This window comes from Cupriavidus sp. CPT47-8839-RL05A (assembly GCF_058792255.1).
In genome coordinates, this window is record NZ_JBYTEG010000006.1 from 80,528 (window position 1) to 98,129 (window position 17,602).

The window sequence follows — 17,602 nt, forward strand, 5'->3', positions numbered from 1 at the left end:
CTATCAAGGCAAACAGACTATGGCGCGCTACCGACCGGAAACCGAGGAAGACGATCTTGCCACCGGGCAGTTCCGGGCGTTCCTGGATGAACTCGTCAAGCTGCAGGAGCGGTTCTCCGAACAACCCGACCTCAGCGGCGAAGCTGCCGCGCAAGGCATGAACCGCCAGCTGCTGAACCTGCTGGAAGTGCAGACCCTGCAATCGCGGCGCGACAGCTCGCGCTTCGAGATGGAGGACGTGGCCGATGCCCGCTACCTGAAGGCGGTGCTCGCCGATGAAATCTTGTTGAACGCCGATTGGGCCGGCCGCGCCGCGTGGCACGGGCATCTGCTCGAATCGACGCTGTTTCGCACCAACGTGGCCGGCGACCAGGTGTTTCGCCGCATCGAGCAGCTGCTGCTGGACCGCGAGCCGTCGCGCCGCAACCTGGCACGGCTGTACCTGTTCACGCTCGGGCTTGGTTTCCAGGGGCGCTTTCGCGGCGCCGATGCCGAAGCGCGGCTGCGCAGCCTGCGCGAGGAACTGTATGAGTTCATCTACCAACGCCGGCCAGACCTGGGCGGACGCGAGCGCGTGCTCAGCGAACCCGCCTACGCCCACACGCTCTCGCATATCGCGCCGCGCAAGCTGCCCACGCTGACGCGCTGGACCGTGGTGTTCCTGCTGGGCCTGACCACCCTGCTGGCGCTGTCCGAGGTGACGTGGCTGTGGCAATCCTGGCCGGTGCGCGAAGCGCTGCGGGCCGATACCGTGGCCGGAGGCACGCCATGACGCGCCGGCAGCCCATCCGCGCCCGGGGGGCAGGCGCATGCTGACCAGCAACCTGTTTCTGATTTCGATCGGCGTGCTGACGCTGGTGGCGCTGGCCGTGCTCGGCGCGGTGCTGTATTTCGCTGCGCAGCGGGCCCGCGCCAAGCCGGCGGCCGAGCGCAAGATCGTGCGCCTGCGCACCGATTCGCTGCGCACCGCGTTCCGCCAGGCGATCGAGCTGGTCGAGGGCAATATCGCCTCGCGCGCCGAGCGCTACAACATTCCGTGGATCCTGGTCCTGAATGAGGGCGAGGATGCGCGGCCGCTGCCGATCGCGCAGTCCGGCGTGGCCAGCGTGCTGAGCTCCGACGCTGCCAATGCGGCCGCCACGCAGGGGATTTCATGGCACTTCTTTGACCGCGGCGTGGTCATCGACATCAATGCGGCCTATCTGGGCTCGCCTGACGACGATACCGATGAAAAGCCCTGGGACGAGTTCCTCGGCCTGTGCCGCGGCTATCGCCCGCAACGGCCCTTCGACAGCGTGGTGGTGACGGTGCCGGCGGCGATGCTGCTGGCCGACGACACCGACGCACAGCTTGAGCTGGTGCGCCGGGCCAAGCTGGCCCACCGGCGGCTATGGCTGGCGCAGAACCGCTTTGCGGTGCGTTTCGCGGTCTATGTGGTGGTGACGGGCTGTGAGTCGCTGCCGGGCTTCGCGCACTTTGCGCGCGCGCTGCCAGAGCCGATGCGCGCCGGCATGCTGGGCTGGTCCTCGCCGTACGACCTGTCGGCCACCTACCAGTCGGGCTGGATCGATGCCGCCATGTCGGGCGTGGTGCGCGCGGTGTCGGACGGTGTGGCCGAGCTGCTGGCGATAGGGGCGCAGGAGGTGGATGCCTGCCAGTCGCTGCTGCTGCCGGCGCGCATCGAAGCCATGCGCGGGCAGCTCACGCGCTATGTCGACGAACTGCTGCGGCCCAGCGCCTATCACGAGCCCTTCTATCTGCGCGGCGTCTACCTGACCGGCGACAGCGGCGAGCTGGCGGCGCATGCGCCGGCCTTCGCCGCGCCGCGCCTGCGTGCGGCGCAGCCTGACGCACTGGCGCCAGAGGATGCGCATGCGCCGGAGCTGGCGCCGGCAGCCAGTGCCAGCTCGTCCGCCGACCTGCTCAACGAGCTGATGCGGCAACCGGCGTTCCTGCGCGACCTGTTCGAGAAGAAGATCTTCCTTGAGTACGGACTGACGCGGCCATCGCGCTCGCAGCAGCTGGCGCGGCCGCTGGTACACCGTGCGCTGCGCTGGGGCGGCATGGCCGTGCTGTGCGCGTGGGGCGGGGGACTGCTGGTCGCGGCATGGCAGATGGGACATCGCCATACCGAACTGCTGGCCGCGCTTGGCGAACTGCGTGCCGGCGCGCAGCAGCGCGCGCTGGCCGCGCAGCGCGGCCAGGACCTGCCGCCGGACTGGTACCGGCGCCAGGCGTTGGGGCTGATCGCGATGAACCAGCGCCTGAGCGCGCAGTCGGTCTCGTCCTGGTTCATGCCGGGCTCGTGGGCCTTTATCGACGACCTGGACGGCCGCGTGCACGATCGCTTCCAGCGCGCCTTCGGCGAGATCGCGCTCGACACCATCGATCGCGAACTGCTGGCACGCGTCGACACGCTGACAGGCGTGGGGCGCGACCCGAGCACCGGCCAGCTGATTATCGGCGACAGCTGCCTGGCGCCGCCGGGCGCACGGGGCGAGGCCCTGCCGCCACGCAGCCTGGCGCTGGAAGACATGCCGGAGATGCGCGCGCTGCAGCAGTACGTTGCCGCGGTCGACCAGTTCGACGCTGCGCTGCAAGCGCTGCACCGGCTGGAAACGCCGCAGCCTGGCAACGCCGATGCGCTGCGGCTGGTGGTGCGCTATGCGCTGGGGGCGGAGTTGCAGGGCGAGGTCTCGGGCAGCCTGCCGTATTTCCAGCGCGACCCTGGCAAGGGGCGTGGTGCCGCAAGCCTGGCAACCGGCGGCAGGGCACTGACCGCGCTGGTGCCGCCCTTGCGCTGCACCTTCGACAAGGGCGCGCGCCAGCTCGACGAGCGGCTCTTCAACAACAACCCGCTGCTGGTGGCCGAGCGCGCCGTCAGGTCCAGCCTCGATGAACTGGCCGGCGGGGCCAATGCCGGCAGTGGCGTCAACCGGGTCCTGGCCGACTACCGCGGCATTGTCGCGGCGATCGGCACGCAGCAGGAACTGCTGGCGTCCGGCAAGGGCGGCTGGATCAGGCAGCCCCAGTTCGCCGCGGGCACCGTCTACGCGCGCACGCTGGCGCAGGCCGCGCAGAACCGGCTGCTCGGCGAAGACCTGGTGGCCGCCGCGCGCGCACGCGCTGAAAGCGGCTTCCAGGCCTTCACCGGCGAGCTGGCGCAGCGCTTCAGCGGACCCGACAGCGGGATCGCGTGGCAGGACAAGGACGGCCGCTTCGTGGTCACGCCCGAGCGGCTGGCCTTGCGCGACCGGCTCGCCGCCCTGCTGAACCAGCCGTTCATGGCACCGCCGCGCGACCTGGCGCTGCCGTCGGTGCCGGCCGGGTCGGCGGTGCTGTGGGATCGCCAGCAGCTTGACCAGGCCATCGCCCTGGGCGACATGCGCAAGCGCTTTCTTGACGAGGGGCTGACGGGCCTGCCAGGCCCCTGGCGCGATGCGATTGCGCAAAGCGTGGACCAGCAGTTTGCGCGGCTGGTGACCGACCAGGTCGCGACCGCGGCAATCCTGGCGCCGCTGCAGGCCGATGGCGGCAGCGCCGGCTTCGAGGCTGCACTGGGCCGGATCGCGCGCATCAAGACCATGCTGGGCGAGATGCATGCCATGTCGCGCGTGGATGATCTCGATGCGCTGGTTTCGCGCGATGCGCTGGCACGGCTGCGCGCGGTGGACGAGCTCCTGCAGCAGTCCGAGCTGTACGCGATCCGGCAGGGCAGCGCCGGCGACGGGGCCCGTGCGCCGCGCGCGCCGCTGCTGACGGCGTTCGGGCTGAACGACGCGGCGGCGCTGGGGCCGTACCTGGACCAGCAGTCGGCGCGTGCGCAGGCGCTGGGCCGCGAGGCCGCGGTGTATCTTGCCGCGCTCTCGCCCGCCGACGCCGGCTCCGGCCTGGCATTGCGCTGGCAGGCGCTGAACCGCGACCTGGAACGCTATCGGCTCAAGAACCCGAACAGCCGGCTGCTGATGCTGGAGCAGTTCGTGCAGGCCGCGGCGGCCGAGTCCGGCCAGGGCGTGTGCCTGGCGCGCTTTGCGGCGCGGCCGGCCGGCGGGGATGACTACTTTGCCGCGCTGCACGTGCGCCTGTACGACGGCCTGCTCGCGCGCTGTGCGCAAGGCTACTTTGCCGACCTGCAGCGGCAGTGGGACGGGTTCTCGGCCACGTTCAATGAACGGCTGGCCGGGCGTGCGCCGTTTGGCGGCGGCGCCAACGCCGGCGAGGTGCGCACGGCGGACTATGCCGAGCTTGGCCGCGTGCTCAAGCGCTATGAACCGCTCTCGGCGACGTACCGGGCCGCGCGTGGCGACGGGCCGCTCAGGAATATCGCGTCCGGCGTGCCGGTGCACCAGTTCATCGACAGCTTCGACCAGGTCAGGACCCTGCTCGCGCCACTGTATCCGGTCGAGGAGGGCGCGCCCGCGGGCTATGACGTGAGCGCGGAGTTCCGCGTCAACCGTGGCGCGGAACTGGCCGGCAACCAGATCATCGACTGGACCCTGACGCTCGGCGCGCAGAGCCTGTCGATGCGCGATGCGCCGCGCTCGCTGCACTGGGACTACGGCAGTCCGGTGACGCTGACGCTGCGCTTTGCCAAGGACTCACCGATGGTCGCGTTGCCTGACGCCGAACAGCGCGCGCTGGCCGCCGACGGCAAGACCATGACCTGGCGCTTTGCCGACCCGTGGTCGCTGTTGTCGTTCATTGCGCGCCATCGCATCGCGGATCCGGGCGGACGCGCCGACGGCACGGCGCAACTGCTGCGCTTCGACTTTCCGCTGGGCAGCGCCGCGCCGGATCTCACGGCGGCGCCCAGGCCGGTGCGCGGCCGCGTGTTCCTGCGCCTGGTGCTGACGGCCGCGGGCAGGAAGATGCCGCTGCCGTGGCCGCAAAGCTTTCCCACCCGGGCTCCTGAATGGACCAACCTATGACGACGCCAACGCAAGACCGCATCCCGGACGCGCAGGCACTGCTTGCGCCGGTGCCGGGCGACGATCCCGCGGGCGCTTCGCTGCGCTACGAGCCGGTCTATCGCGCCATCGCCGAAGCGCGCCAGCACGACGACGAGTCCTTGCCGATGCGGGAATGGGAGCGCCCGCTGGTCAAGGCTGACTGGAAACGCGTGGCCGCGCTCGCCAGCGAGGCGCTGGCCACGCGCAGCAAGGACTTCCAGCTGTCGGCATGGCTGTGCGAGGCGTGGACCCATCTGCACGGCGCGGCCGGCTTTTGCGCCGGGGTGCGCTTGCTGGGGGCGTTGGCGGACGCGTATTGGGATAGCGCCTGGCCGCGCATGGAAGCCGACGATGCGGAGGCACGCTGCGCCCCGATCGCATGGCTCAACGAGACCTTGCCGGCGGTGCTGGCGCTGCATGTCCCGCTGTTGTCGCTGGCCGACGAGAAACCCCTGCACATCACGCTGGACCTGTGGGAACGCAGCCTGGCGCCGGTCGATGACGACGACAGCCTGGGCCGCGAGGCGCTGCTGCAGCGCGCGCATCACGCGCCCGACCGGACCCGGCTGGATGCGTTGTGGCGCGACCTGCACGGTGCCAGCGCCGAATGGGCTGGTTTTGACCGGCGCATCGACGCGCTGCTGGGGGCGCAAGCGCCGAGCCTGGCGCGCGTGTCGGACACGCTGGCGCGGCTGGTGCGGGCGGTGGCCGCGCTGCGCGGCGACGCAACGGGCAGCGCCCACAGAGGCGAACCCGCCGCCACGGCGCCGGCACCGGCCGGTAGCAACGATCGCGTGGACGATCCCGAGCCGCTGCCGGTCTTGCCGGCCGCGGGACCGGGGCAGACCGTCATGCTGGCGCACGGCCGCATCGAGAACCGTGCTCACGCCTACCAGTTGATCCGCGACGTGGCCGACTACCTGGCGCGCCATGAGCCGCACAGCCCCACGCCTTACCTGCTGCGGCGCGCGGTGCGCTGGGGGCAGATGCCGCTGGCGGACCTGATGCAGGACATCCTGCGCGAGGATGGGGATATCGGGCGGTATTTCTCGCTGCTGGAGAACCAGGATTAGGGCAGGTGCAGGTTTGATCCCTCTCCCGCAAGCGTGAGAGGGAGCTCGCTGTCGGTCGTCCGGAGCCCATCGCCACACTTAGATATGTGATATACAATATATTAAGTGTGTATAACGTCTCCTGCCGCCATGCTCGATCCCTCGCTGTTCGGTCGCTTGTCCTTCACCCACGCTGATCCCGTCGACGGCCCGCTGCCACCCGGGCGTAACCCGCTCGGCGTGGCTGCGGAGCGCGATGCCGTGCTGTTCGTTCCGGACGGCCTGCCGGACCGCGGGCCGGTGCCGCTGCTGGTGATGTTCCACGGCGCGGGCGGGTTTCCGGAAAAGGTGCTGCCGCATATCGAACCGCATGCGCAGCGCCACAAGTTCCTGGTGCTGGCGCCGCATTCGCTCTTCCCGACCTGGGACATCGTGATCGGCGGCAACGGCCCCGACCTGCAGCGGCTGCACCAGGCGCTGACCGCGGTGACTTCGCGCTACCGGGTCGACCCGGGCCGGCTTGCCTTTGCCGGCTTCTCGGACGGGGCTAGCTACGCGCTCTCGGTCGGCATCACCAACGGCGACATTGCCAGCCATGTGATTGCGTTCTCCGGCGGCTTCATGTCAGTGTTCATGCAGGAGGGCGCGCCCAGAGTGTTTGTCGCGCACGGGCTGGCCGACGAGCAACTGCCGGTCGCCACCAGCGGCCGCGCCCATGCGGCCAGGCTGAAGGCCGCGGGCTACGACGTGCAATACGTGGAGTTCGATGGCCTGCATGTCATCCATCCGCCCGTGGTCGAGCGCGCGATCGATTTCTTCCTGCAGTGAAACCCCGGCCGCTGGCCGGCGCGGCCATGCCATTCAACGGGAGTGCGGTACATGGATTTCGAGATTCCGGAGGCGCTGATCCATCCCCTGCTGGCGATGATCGAAACCGGGTCGCCGCTGGCGCGGCAGCTGCAGGAGCACGGCGTCTGCCACGGCAATATGCTGGTGTCGAGCAAGCTGTTCGACGCGCAGTCGCTGAACTCGCTCTACACGCTGAGCAAGACGCAAAACGAGCGCGCGCTGATGTTCCAGATGCTGGCGCTGGACAATGTTTACAACGCACCGCAGGCGCGCTTGATTCCGGGGCTGGACCAGCTGGTGGCGGGGCTGGCCGCCTACCTGTCGCGCGATGCCATCGACGGCTGGCTGTACCAGCGCAGCCGCGACGGCGTGCTGCTGCCGTGGCTGGTGCGCCGGATGCGCTATGTGTCGCCCGAGCAGGGCATGCATTATGTGGTGGTGGACATGCTGGCCAACACCATGCAGTCGGCCAACTCCACGCTGACCGACCACCACCTGCGCCGCTCCGGCATGACCACGTCGATGGTGATTACCCACGACGACATCGCCAACCGCACCATCCCGGAGTTGCTGGCCGAGTTCGGCTTCTACAAGGAGTGCGCGGAATTCCGGCACGAATACGAGCAGCATGCGCAGCGCTTCGTGCGCTACCAGCGCCGCTTCGGCGCGCAGTTCGTCGCCACCCGCGCGGCGTTCTCGCTCGATGCCAAGGGACCCGCCGAGCTGACGCCGATCGCCGACGCCACGGGCGCGCGCTGCGTGAATGATGAGGAGCGGCTGGAGCGCCGCTTCGAGATGACCTGCGACCCGGCGTTCTGGCGCGATGCCGGGGTCATGGAGGGCTTTGAGCGCGTGCCGCTGCATTGCTACGTGCACCTGTTCCACCTGGAATGGCATCGCAATATCTGGGTGCATGTGCAGCACCTGTCCGAGTATCGCTACCAGCCCGCCCTGCGTGACAAGCTCGTCCTGCCCGCGCATCACCGCGACCTGATCGATATCCTGACCTCGCACATGGACATGCTGGTGCCGGATTTCGTGCCCGGCAAGTCGGGCGGCACCACCATCCTGTGCCAGGGCGCGCCAGGCCTCGGCAAGACGCTGACCGCGGAGGTCTACGCCGAGGTGGTGGGCAAGCCGCTCTACCGCGTGCACTCCGGGCAGCTGGGCACCACCGCCGCGTCGGTCGGTGCCACGCTGATGACGATCCTGCGCCGCGCCATGCGCTGGAACGCGATCCTGCTGCTGGACGAGGCAGACGTCTATATCCGCTGCCGCGACAACGACCTGGAGCACAACGCCATCGTCGCGGAATTCCTGCGCACGCTGGAGTACTTCAACGGCCTGCTGTTCATGACCACCAACCGCATCGGCGACGTCGACGATGCCATCCTGTCGCGCTGTATCGCCACCATCCATTACGAAACGCCGTGCAAGCAAGACGCCATGCGCCTGTGGCGCCTGCAGGCCGGGCAGTTCGGCGCGGACCTGGGCGACGGGCTGATCGATGCGCTGACCGCCGCCTACCCCAAGGCGAGCGGGCGCGACATCAAGGAGCTGCTGAAGCTGGCGACGCGCTACGGCAAGGCCAAGGGGATCCCGCTGTCGGAAGACGTGTTCCGGCTGTGCGGGCAGTTCCGCGGGATAGGGTAAGGCGCCGGCGCGCGGGTATCATGGGGCATCCGTCCAGGCAACCGCGCCCCGATCCCCGATGAGCCTCGACCCCGCCGAACTCCAGGCCATACGCCCCTACCTGCTGCGCTTTGCCCGCCTGCAGCTGCGCGATGAGGCGCTGGCCGAGGATGCCGTCTCGGAAACGCTGCTGGCGGCGCTGGAGCACCCTGAGCGCTTCGCCGGCCAGTCAACGCTGCGCACCTACCTGGTTGGCATCCTCAAGCACAAGATCATCGACATCCTGCGCAGCGGCAAGCGCGAGGTCAGGCTGGCGCTGGCCACCGATGCCGAGGGCCAGCCGCAATCCGACGACGACGCCTTCGACGCGCTGTTCACGCGCAACGGCCACTACCAGGACCCGCCGTCCGACTGGGGCAACCCGGAACGCGCCTTTGAGCGCCGCGAGTTCTTCGAGATCCTGCAGCTTTGCGTTGACCGCCTGCCGGAGCGCACCGGCCGGATCTTCATGATGCGCGAGTGGCTGGAGCTGGACACCGAAGAAATCTGTCAGCATTTGCAGATCAGCGCGACCAATGCCTGGGCGATGCTGTACCGCGCCCGCATGCGCCTGCGCGAATGCCTGGAACTGCACTGGTTCGGCCAGCGCGGGCGGCCGGGCAAGGCCGGTTGAGCCTAATCCCGCCCATGCAACGGACAAGTCACTGACCTATATGCCAGATCCGCGCCCTTCCCGCCGCCTGCTGCCGAACTGCGAAGAGGTCCACCACCTCACCATGAAGGGCCTGGACCGGCCGCTGTCATGGGGCGAGCGGCTGCGCATGCGCGCCCACCTGGCGATCTGCGACGCCTGCACCAGCTTCAGCGCCCAGATGCGGACCCTGCGCGAGGCCATGCACAGGCTCGGGCGCGACGAATGACAAAAGGCCAGCGGAGCCGCTGGCCTTCTTGCTGGCTGGGTGCCGGCATCGCTCAGGCGCGAGCGCCTTCCCCGTAGGGGTCGAAGCGGCCAGCGCGGCTGCCTTCGGTATAGGTGTCGAAGCTGCGCGCGGGGGCGGTCGACACGCCGCTGCGGTCCAGCCCGGCCACCGTGCGGGCGCCGTCGACAAACGGATCGGCCTTGCCGACGCGGGCGCCTTCCGTGAACACATCATGGCTGCGGAACTCATAACCATACTTGTCTCCGGGCACGGTGCTGCGGAAGCTGTAGCCGTACTTGTCGCCGGGCAGTTGCTCGGCGGCGGTGGCGGCTTGCGCGGCGCCCAGGGCGGCCAGCGACAGGAGCAGGGCGGTAGCGAGGCGGGTGGTCTTGGTCATGATGGTTCTCCTTAAGCTCGTTGAATTTGTCAGAAGGCTTTGCGTTGTGTGCGTGCCGTTCATGTACAGAACTATAGGAGCGCCATCGAGACGGAAGCAGGCCAGTTGCCGGACAAGTTATTCAAAAAAATTGAATTAACGGGCGAGGGCGGAAACCACCCATGGCATGACGCAAATGTAATGACCCCGTCGCCGGAATGCCCGGCGCGGCTCGGTTAAACTTGCGGCTCGCTGCAATCCCCCGTCGCCTGATGCCAGGCGCCCAGGGCAACTGCCACTTCCCCTATGCAACGGCTCATCCTCATCCTTCTTGCGCTCGTCCTGCCGCTCCAGTTCGCCTGGGCGGGAGCCGCCGCGTATTGCCGGCATGAGGTGGCGGCTTCGGCCAAGGCCCATTTCGGGCACCATGAGCACCAGCACAAGGCCGACAGCGGCAAGCAGGACCAGCCCGCGCAGAAGGCCCAGGACAAGGCCAAGCTCGGCCTGCCCGATCCCGACTGCGGCGTCTGCCATATCGCTTCGCTGCCGTTTGCACGGGCCGACGCGCCCGACGTGCACGCCATGCGCCGGGTGGAACTGGCGCCACCGGCGCCGCAGCCCAGCTTCTCTTCGCACAGTGCGCGGGCGCCAGACCGTCCGCAGTGGCCGCGTCTTGCCTAGCCGGCGAGACGACGCTTCCATTTCCTGGTCTTCCTGAGTCCCTGACGTCAGGCGTCTCGCCGAATTCTCCCGGTTTCTTTCCTGGTGCAATTCGATGCGAAGACTTTTGCTGCCGCTTGGGCTGGCGGCCGTCCTATCCAGCCCGATCCATGGCGTCGCGCAGACGCCGCCCCCTGCCATGGCGCAGCCATCGGCATCCTCGCCGGCCCCGGGCCAAGAGCCTGCCGGCACGCTCACGCTCGACGCCGCGCTGGCGCTGGCCGAAGCCGGCAACTTCGCGCTGTCCGCGGCGGGCAAGGAGCTTGACGCCACCGAGGGCGATGTCACGCAGGCGCGCGTGCTGCCCAATCCCGAACTGGCCGTGTCGATGGAAGACACGCGCAAGGCCACGCGCTCCACCACCGGCCAGATCAACCTGCCGATCGAACTCGGCGGCAAGCGCGCCGCGCGCATCGGCGTGGCCGAGCGCGGGCGCGAACTGGCGCAGGCCGAGCTGGGCGGCGCACGCGCCGAGCTGCGCGCCGCGGTGATCGCGCGCTTCTTTGGCGTGCTGGTGGCGCAGGAGCGCGTCAAGCTCGCCGAAGGCTCGGTCGGCATCGCCAGCAAGGCGGCCGCGGCGGCCGGGCGGCGCGTGGCCGCCGGCAAGGTCGCGCCGCTGGAAGAAGCGCGCGCCAGGGTCGAACAGGCCAATGCCGAGCTGGAACTGGCCGAGGCCACCGGCGCGCTGCAATCCGCACGGCAGTCGCTGGCCGCGCTGTGGGGCAATGCCGTGCCGCACTTTGCGCAGGCGCAGGGCGACCTTGATGCACTGCCCTCGCGCCCCGCGCCGGCAGCGCTGCAAGCGGCGCTGGAAGACTCGCCGCAGCTGGCGGCAAGCCGCCTCCTGGCCGAGCGCAGCCGCGCCGAAGTCGCCGTGGCGCGTAGCCGCCAGTACCCCGACGTGACCGTGAGCCTGGGCGCCAAGCGCGACAACGAGGCCAACCGCAATATGGCCGTGCTGGGCGTGGCGATCCCGCTGCCGCTGTTTGACCGCAACCAGGGCAACCTGTACGCCGCATTGCGCCGCGCCGACAAGGCGCAGGACACGCACGCGGCCACGCGCATCCGCCTGGTCGGTGAGCTGCAGCAGGCGTCGACGCAGCTGTCGGTATCGCGCGCCGCGGCGCAGACGCTGCAGGCCTCGGTGCTGCCCGCGGCGGAGCAGGCCTATGCCGCCGCCTCGCGCGGGTTCGAGGCCGGCAAATTCAATTTCCTCGATGTGCTGGATGCCCAGCGCACGCTGTTCCAGGCGCGCATCCGCTACCTGGACGTGCTGGCCCGCGCCTATGACGCGGCGGCCAGCATCGACCGCATCCTCGGACACTGATACGGAAGCTGCAGACATGGCAATGAGCAAGCAACAACGGGCCGCCGTGGTGGCCATCCTGGTCGCGGGGCTGCTGGGCGGCGCGGCGATCCTGTTCACCGGCAAGGGCGGCAGCGCTGGCGGCGAGGCCGGGCACGGGCATGCCGAGCATGGCGAGGAGCATGAACATGGCAAGGAAGAAGACAAGGCGGCCGCGCACGCTGACGCCAGCGTCCCCGCGGCGAAACCGGAAGGCGAAGGCAAGCCGCACCTGATCGCGCTGACGCCCGCGCAGATCCAGCAGGCCGGCATCGGCATTGCCGCCGCCGCCGCTGCGCCGCTGCGCAGCAGCGTCGATTTCCCCGGCGAGATCCGCTTCAATGAAGACCGCACCGCGCACGTGGTGCCGCGCGTGGCGGGCGTGGCGCAGGCGGTGCCGGCCAACCTTGGCCAGCAGGTGCGCAAGGGCGAAGTGCTGGCGCTGCTCGCCAGCACGACCCTGGCCGAACAGCGCAGCGAACTGCTGGCGGCGCAGAAGCGCGAGGCGCTGGCGCGTGCCACCTACGCGCGCGAGAAGACGCTGTGGCAGGAGAAGATCTCCGCCGAGCAAGATTACCAGCAGGCCCGCACGGCGCTGGAGGAAGCGCAGATCGCGGTGCAGAACGCGCGCCAGAAGCTGACCGCGATCGGCGCCACGGAGAACAGCGCGGGCAAGGGCGGCGGCCTGAACCAGTTTGCGCTGCGTGCCCCGTTCGATGGCATCGTGGTCGAGAAGCACCTGGCGCTGGGCGAAGCGGTCCAGGAAGCCACCAGCGTGTTCACGGTCTCGGACCTGAGTTCGGTGTGGGCGGAGTTCGTGGTGTCCGCGCGTGACCTGGACCAGGTGCGCGTGGGCGAAGCGGTCACGGTGCGCTCGAGCGCCTCGGACACGCAGGCCGAGGGCAAGGTGTCCTACGTCGGCGCGCTGCTGGGCGAGCAGACGCGCACGGCCAAGGCGCGCGTGACGCTGGCCAATCCCGGCATGGCGTGGCGCCCGGGTTTGTTCGTCACGGTCAGCGTGCTGGGCGCGCCGGCGCAGGTGCCGGTGACGGTGGCGGCCGACGCGGTGCAGCAGGTCGACGGCCAGAGCGTGGTGTTCATCGCCGTGCCGGGCGGGTTTGCGGTGCAGCCGGTCAAGACCGGGCGCGCCGGCGGCAAGCTGGTGGAGGTGACCGAGGGCCTGCAGGCCGGTGCGCGCTACGCCGCGGCCAACAGCTTCGTCCTCAAGTCCGAGCTGGGCAAAGCCAGCGCCGGGCATGAGCACTGAGCGGGAGGCACGCATGTTTGAACGCCTGATCCGCTTTGCCATCGAGCAACGCTGGCTGGTCCTGCTGGCGGTGCTGGGCATGGCCGCGCTGGGCCTGTACAGCTACACCCGGCTACCGATCGATGCGGTGCCCGATATCACCAACGTGCAGGTGCAGATCAACACCGCCGCGCCGGGCTATTCGCCGCTGGAGACCGAGCAGCGCATCACCTATCCGGTCGAGACCGTGATGGCGGGCCTGCCCGGGCTGGAGCAGACGCGCTCGCTGTCGCGCTACGGGCTGTCGCAGGTGACGGTGATCTTCCGCGACGGCACCGATATCCACTTTGCGCGCCAGCTGGTCAACCAGCGCATCCAGGAAGCGCGCGACAAGCTGCCTGCCGGCATCACGCCCGCGATGGGCCCGATCTCGACCGGGCTGGGCGAGATCTACCTGTGGACGGTCGAGGCCGACCCCGGTGCGCGCAAGCCTGACGGCACGCCCTACACGCTCGCGGACTTGCGCGAGATCCAGGACTGGGTGATCCGCCCGCAGCTGCGCAACGTGCCCGGCGTGACCGAGGTCAATGCCATCGGCGGCCATGCGCGCGCCTATGTGGTCGCGCCCAGCCTGGAGCGCATGGCGTCGTACGGCTTGTCGCTGGCCGATGTGGTGAGCGCGCTGGAGAAGAACAACGACAACGTCGGCGCCGGCTATATCGAGCGCCGCGGCGAGCAGTACCTGGTTCGCGTGCCGGGGCAGGTGCGCTCGCTCGACGATATCCGCGACGTGATCGTCGGCACCGCGCAGGGCCAGCCGATCCGCGTGCGCGACGTGGCCACCGTGCAGACCGGCGGCGAGCTGCGCACCGGCGCGGCCACCGAGAACGGCCGCGAGGTGGTGCTGGGCACCGTGTTCATGCTGATCGGCGAGAACAGCCGCACGGTGTCGCAGGCGGTGGACCGCAAGATGGCCGAGATCAACCGCACCCTGCCCAAGGGCGTGCAGGCCGTCACGGTGTACGACCGCACCACGCTGGTCGACAAGGCCATTGCCACGGTCAAGAAGAACCTGCTGGAAGGCGCGGTGCTGGTGATCGCCATCCTGTTCCTGTTCCTTGGCAACCTGCGTGCGGCGCTGATCACCGCGCTGGTGATCCCGCTGTCGATGCTGTTCACCTTCACGGGCATGGTGCATTACCGCATCAGCGCCAACCTGATGAGCCTCGGGGCGCTGGACTTCGGCATCATCGTCGACGGCGCGGTGGTGATCGTCGAGAACTGCGTGCGCCGGCTGGCGCATGCGCAGGAGCGCCACGGCCGGCCCCTCACGCGCGGCGAACGCCTGCATGAAGTCTTTGCCGCGGCGCGCGAGGCACGCCGGCCGCTGCTGTACGGCCAGCTCATCATCATGGTGGTGTACCTGCCGATCTTTGCGCTGACCGGGGTCGAGGGCAAGATGTTCCACCCGATGGCCTTCACCGTGGTGCTGGCGCTGCTGGGCGCGATGGTGCTGTCGGTGACCTTCGTGCCGGCCGCGGTGGCGCTGTTCATCGGCAACCGCGTGGCCGAGCGCGAGAACCGGCTGATGGCCTGGGCGAGCCGCCGCTACGCGGTGCTGCTGGAGCGCTCGCTGGCCGCGACGCCAGTGGTGCTGACGTTTGCCGGCGTGGCGGTGGCATTGTGCCTGGCCATTGCCACGCGGCTGGGCAGTGAGTTCGTGCCCAGCCTCAACGAAGGCGACCTGGCGATCCAGGCCTTGCGCATCCCCGGCACCAGCCTGACGCAATCCGTGGCGATGCAGCAGCAGGTGGAAACCGCGCTGAAGGCCAAGTTCCCGGAGATCGAGCGCATCTTTGCGCGCACCGGCACCGCGGAGATCGCCTCCGACCCGATGCCGCCGAATATCTCCGACGGCTACATCATGCTCAAGCCCATGTCGCAATGGCCCGAGCCGCGCCGCACGCGCGACGAGCTGATCGCCGCGATACGCGACGAGGTGGGCAAGCTGCCGGGCAACAACTATGAATTCTCGCAACCGATCCAGCTGCGCTTCAATGAGCTGATCTCGGGCGTGCGCTCCGACGTGGCGGTCAAGGTGTTCGGCGACGACAACGCGGTGCTGGAGCAGACCGCCAATCGCATCGCGGCAGTGCTGCAGGGCATCCCCGGCGCGGCCGAGGTGAAGGTCGAGCAGACCACCGGCCTGCCGATGCTGACGGTGCAGATCGACCGCAACAAGGCGGCGCGCTATGGCCTGAACCTGAGCGATATCCAGGATGCGGTGGCGATCGGCATCGGTGGCAAGGTGTCGGGCACCTTCTTCAGCGGCGACCGGCGCTTCGACATCGTGGTGCGCCTGCCCGATGCCGTGCGCGAGGACGTGGAAGCGCTGCAGCGGCTGCCGGTGCCGCTGCCGAAGGAAGCCGCGGCGCGCACCAGCTATATCCCGCTGAGCGAAGTCGCCAGCGTGGAGATCGCGCCGGGCCCCAACCAGGTCTCGCGCGAGAACGGCAAGCGCCGCATCGTGGTCAGCGCCAATGTGCGCGGGCGCGATATCGGCAGCTTCGTGCCCGAGGCCGAGGCCGCGATCCGCGCGCGCGTGCAGATCCCGGCGGGCTACTGGACCAGCTGGGGCGGCACCTTCGAGCAGCTGCAGTCCGCCACCGCGCGGCTGCGCGTGGTGGTGCCGCTGGCGCTGGGTCTGGTGTTCGTGCTGCTGTTCGCCATGTTCGGCAACGTCAAGGACGGCCTGCTGGTCTTCACCGGTATCCCGTTCGCGCTGACCGGCGGCATCCTGGCGCTATGGCTGCGCGGTATCCCGCTGTCGATCTCGGCGGCAGTGGGCTTTATCGCCCTGTGCGGCGTTGCGGTGCTCAACGGGCTGGTGATGCTGTCGTTTATCCGCTCGCTGCGCGAGGAAGGCCTGGGCCTTGATGATGCCATTCGCAACGGCGCGCTGACGCGCCTGCGCCCCGTGCTGATGACGGCGCTGGTGGCGTCGCTGGGCTTCGTGCCGATGGCCCTGGCCACGGGCACGGGTGCCGAGGTGCAGCGCCCGCTGGCGACGGTCGTCATCGGCGGCATCCTGTCGTCGACGGCGCTGACCTTGCTGGTGTTGCCGGTGCTGTACCGGCTGGCGCACCGGAACGACGAGGCGGCGACGCAAGCGGCGCAAGGGGAAGGGGAGCTGGCGCGAATGGATGCGTGAGCCAGGGTGCGGCGGTGTTGCGCCATTGCATTCGATAGTTCATGTCACCATGAACCTTCGGCCTGCGCCGCGGGGGCATGATGCGACTGTCCGCCAGCCCCCGGGCGCTGGGTTCGCTGCAAGGACTCAGCACTTCCATCCACTGTGCCGCCATGCCCGATACCGATATCGATCCGCTCAGCGCCGTCACCCATCCCGACCCGTACCCGTACTACCGGGAGCTGGCCGCCAGCCAGCCATTCTTCCGCGATGACCGCCTGCGCCTGTGGGTTGCCGCCGGCGCGCGGGAAGTGGCCGACGTGCTTGCCCACCCCGACTGCCGCGTGCGGCCGCCCGCACAGCCGGTGCCGCCCGCGCTGGCCGGCACCGCCGCCGGCGAGCTGTTCGGCCGGCTGATCCGGATGAACGACGGCGCCGCGCACGCGCCGCTCAAGGCCCTGCTGATGCCGATGCTGGCGGGTATCGACCCGGCCGCCGCGGCGCAGCGCGCGACGGTGCTGGCGGCGGTGCTCGATGCCGGCGAAGCGTCCTGGGCCGCCATGTCCGGCGAGTGCATCAATCGCTGGCTGTTCACGCTGCCGGTCATCACGGTCGCCGACCTGCTCGGCCTGCCGGCTGCCAACGAAGGCAGCAGCGCGGCCGAAGCCGCACAACGGGTTGCGGCCTTCGCCGGCGCGCAGTCGCCATTGGCCGATGCACCGGCCGTGCGCGCAGGCGCCGAGGCCGCTCAATGGCTGGGGCACTGGCTTGCCGATGCGGCGGACGGCGCAGGGCCGCTGCCGGCGCTGCGGCAGGCAGCCCGTGCCGCCGGCATCGACGCGCAGGCGGTCGCCGCCAACATCATCGGCCTGCTGGTGCAAGCCTGCGAAGCTACCGCGGCGCTGGCCGGGAATACGCTGCTGCGGCTGGGTCGCGACACGACGCAGTCAGAGCTGCCGCTCGATGCCGTGGTGGCACGGGTCGCCCGGGAGGATCCGCCGGTGCAGAATACGCGGCGCTTCCTGGCCGCCGATGCGCAACTGTGCGGCCACGCCGTCAAGGCCGGCGACGCGGTGCTGGTGCTGCTGGCCGCGGCGTCGTGCAGTGGTGCCGCGGCCGGCGAACGGCCATGGACCTTCGGCCACGGCCGCCATGCCTGTCCCGGCGACCGCCTGGCGCAGGCGCTGGCTGCCGCCATGGTGGCGGCGCTGCGTGCGCGTGGGGCCGACCCGGCCGCGCTGGCGCAGGCATTCCGCTATCGTCCGTCGCTGAACGCACGCATTCCGCATTTCCTTTGATTCCCGCCATTGCCCCCAGGAGACA

Annotated in this window: 13 protein-coding genes; 12 read left to right on the forward strand and 1 reads right to left on the reverse strand. The window is 69.5% G+C overall.

Annotation, left to right across the window (positions count from 1 at the left end; all coding sequences use genetic code 11):
• The first annotated feature begins 19 nt into the window (after positions 1 to 19).
• The 7 genes from AC3WVS_RS08815 to AC3WVS_RS08845 all read left to right on the forward strand — a co-directional run bounded on the left by AC3WVS_RS08815 (position 20) and on the right by AC3WVS_RS08845 (position 9,402).
• Positions 20 to 772: a DotU family type IV/VI secretion system protein gene (locus AC3WVS_RS08815; protein ID WP_492318288.1), complete on the forward strand. Its 753-nt coding sequence runs from the start codon at positions 20 to 22 to the stop codon at positions 770 to 772.
• A 37-nt stretch (positions 773 to 809) separates the two neighbouring features.
• A complete protein-coding gene (locus tag AC3WVS_RS08820) occupies positions 810 to 4,928 on the forward strand; it encodes a type VI secretion protein IcmF/TssM N-terminal domain-containing protein (protein ID WP_492318289.1) in 4,119 nt (1,372 codons plus the stop codon).
• Positions 4,925 to 6,022, forward strand: a complete 1,098-nt coding sequence (gene tssA / locus AC3WVS_RS08825) for a type VI secretion system protein TssA (protein WP_492318290.1) — start codon at positions 4,925 to 4,927, stop codon at positions 6,020 to 6,022. Before AC3WVS_RS08820 ends, tssA begins: the two co-directional genes overlap by 4 nt.
• A 129-nt stretch (positions 6,023 to 6,151) precedes the next feature.
• The gene (locus AC3WVS_RS08830) at positions 6,152 to 6,829 is read left to right on the forward strand and encodes an alpha/beta hydrolase (protein WP_492318291.1); all 678 of its coding nucleotides are present in this window, start codon (positions 6,152 to 6,154) and stop codon (positions 6,827 to 6,829) included.
• A 51-nt stretch (positions 6,830 to 6,880) separates the two neighbouring features.
• Positions 6,881 to 8,503 carry an AAA family ATPase gene (locus tag AC3WVS_RS08835; protein WP_492318292.1) on the forward strand — a complete coding sequence of 541 codons (1,623 nt, stop codon included), beginning with the start codon at positions 6,881 to 6,883 and terminating at the stop codon, positions 8,501 to 8,503.
• Positions 8,504 to 8,561: 58 nt separating this feature from the next.
• Complete coding sequence (locus AC3WVS_RS08840; RefSeq protein ID WP_492318293.1) at positions 8,562 to 9,155, forward strand: sigma-70 family RNA polymerase sigma factor; 594 nt, start codon at positions 8,562 to 8,564, stop codon at positions 9,153 to 9,155.
• Between the two features lie 40 nt (positions 9,156 to 9,195).
• Positions 9,196 to 9,402: a zf-HC2 domain-containing protein gene (locus AC3WVS_RS08845; RefSeq protein ID WP_492318294.1), complete on the forward strand. Its 207-nt coding sequence runs from the start codon at positions 9,196 to 9,198 to the stop codon at positions 9,400 to 9,402.
• A 52-nt stretch (positions 9,403 to 9,454) separates the two neighbouring features.
• Here AC3WVS_RS08845 and AC3WVS_RS08850 read toward each other — a convergent pair whose 3' ends face one another.
• Positions 9,455 to 9,799, reverse strand: a complete 345-nt coding sequence (locus AC3WVS_RS08850) for a hypothetical protein (RefSeq protein WP_492318295.1) — start codon at positions 9,797 to 9,799, stop codon at positions 9,455 to 9,457.
• 285 nt (positions 9,800 to 10,084) lie between these two features.
• On the opposite strand from AC3WVS_RS08850, the gene czcI reads away from it, so the two are divergent.
• The 5 genes from czcI to AC3WVS_RS08875 all read left to right on the forward strand — a co-directional run bounded on the left by czcI (position 10,085) and on the right by AC3WVS_RS08875 (position 17,577).
• Positions 10,085 to 10,459, forward strand: coding sequence for a cation efflux protein, CzcI family (czcI, locus tag AC3WVS_RS08855; protein WP_035827227.1), 375 nt, complete (start codon positions 10,085 to 10,087; stop codon positions 10,457 to 10,459).
• Positions 10,460 to 10,553: 94 nt separating this feature from the next.
• Positions 10,554 to 11,825: a TolC family protein gene (locus AC3WVS_RS08860; protein ID WP_492318296.1), complete on the forward strand. Its 1,272-nt coding sequence runs from the start codon at positions 10,554 to 10,556 to the stop codon at positions 11,823 to 11,825.
• Positions 11,826 to 11,841: 16 nt separating this feature from the next.
• Complete coding sequence (locus AC3WVS_RS08865) at positions 11,842 to 13,110, forward strand: efflux RND transporter periplasmic adaptor subunit (protein WP_492318297.1); 1,269 nt, start codon at positions 11,842 to 11,844, stop codon at positions 13,108 to 13,110.
• Between the two features lie 13 nt (positions 13,111 to 13,123).
• A complete protein-coding gene (locus tag AC3WVS_RS08870) occupies positions 13,124 to 16,300 on the forward strand; it encodes a CusA/CzcA family heavy metal efflux RND transporter (RefSeq protein ID WP_492318298.1) in 3,177 nt (1,058 codons plus the stop codon).
• Between the two features lie 152 nt (positions 16,301 to 16,452).
• Entirely contained in the window at positions 16,453 to 17,577 is a 1,125-nt protein-coding gene (locus AC3WVS_RS08875) for a cytochrome P450 (protein WP_492318453.1), read from the forward strand.
• The last annotated feature ends 25 nt before the right edge of the window (positions 17,578 to 17,602 follow it).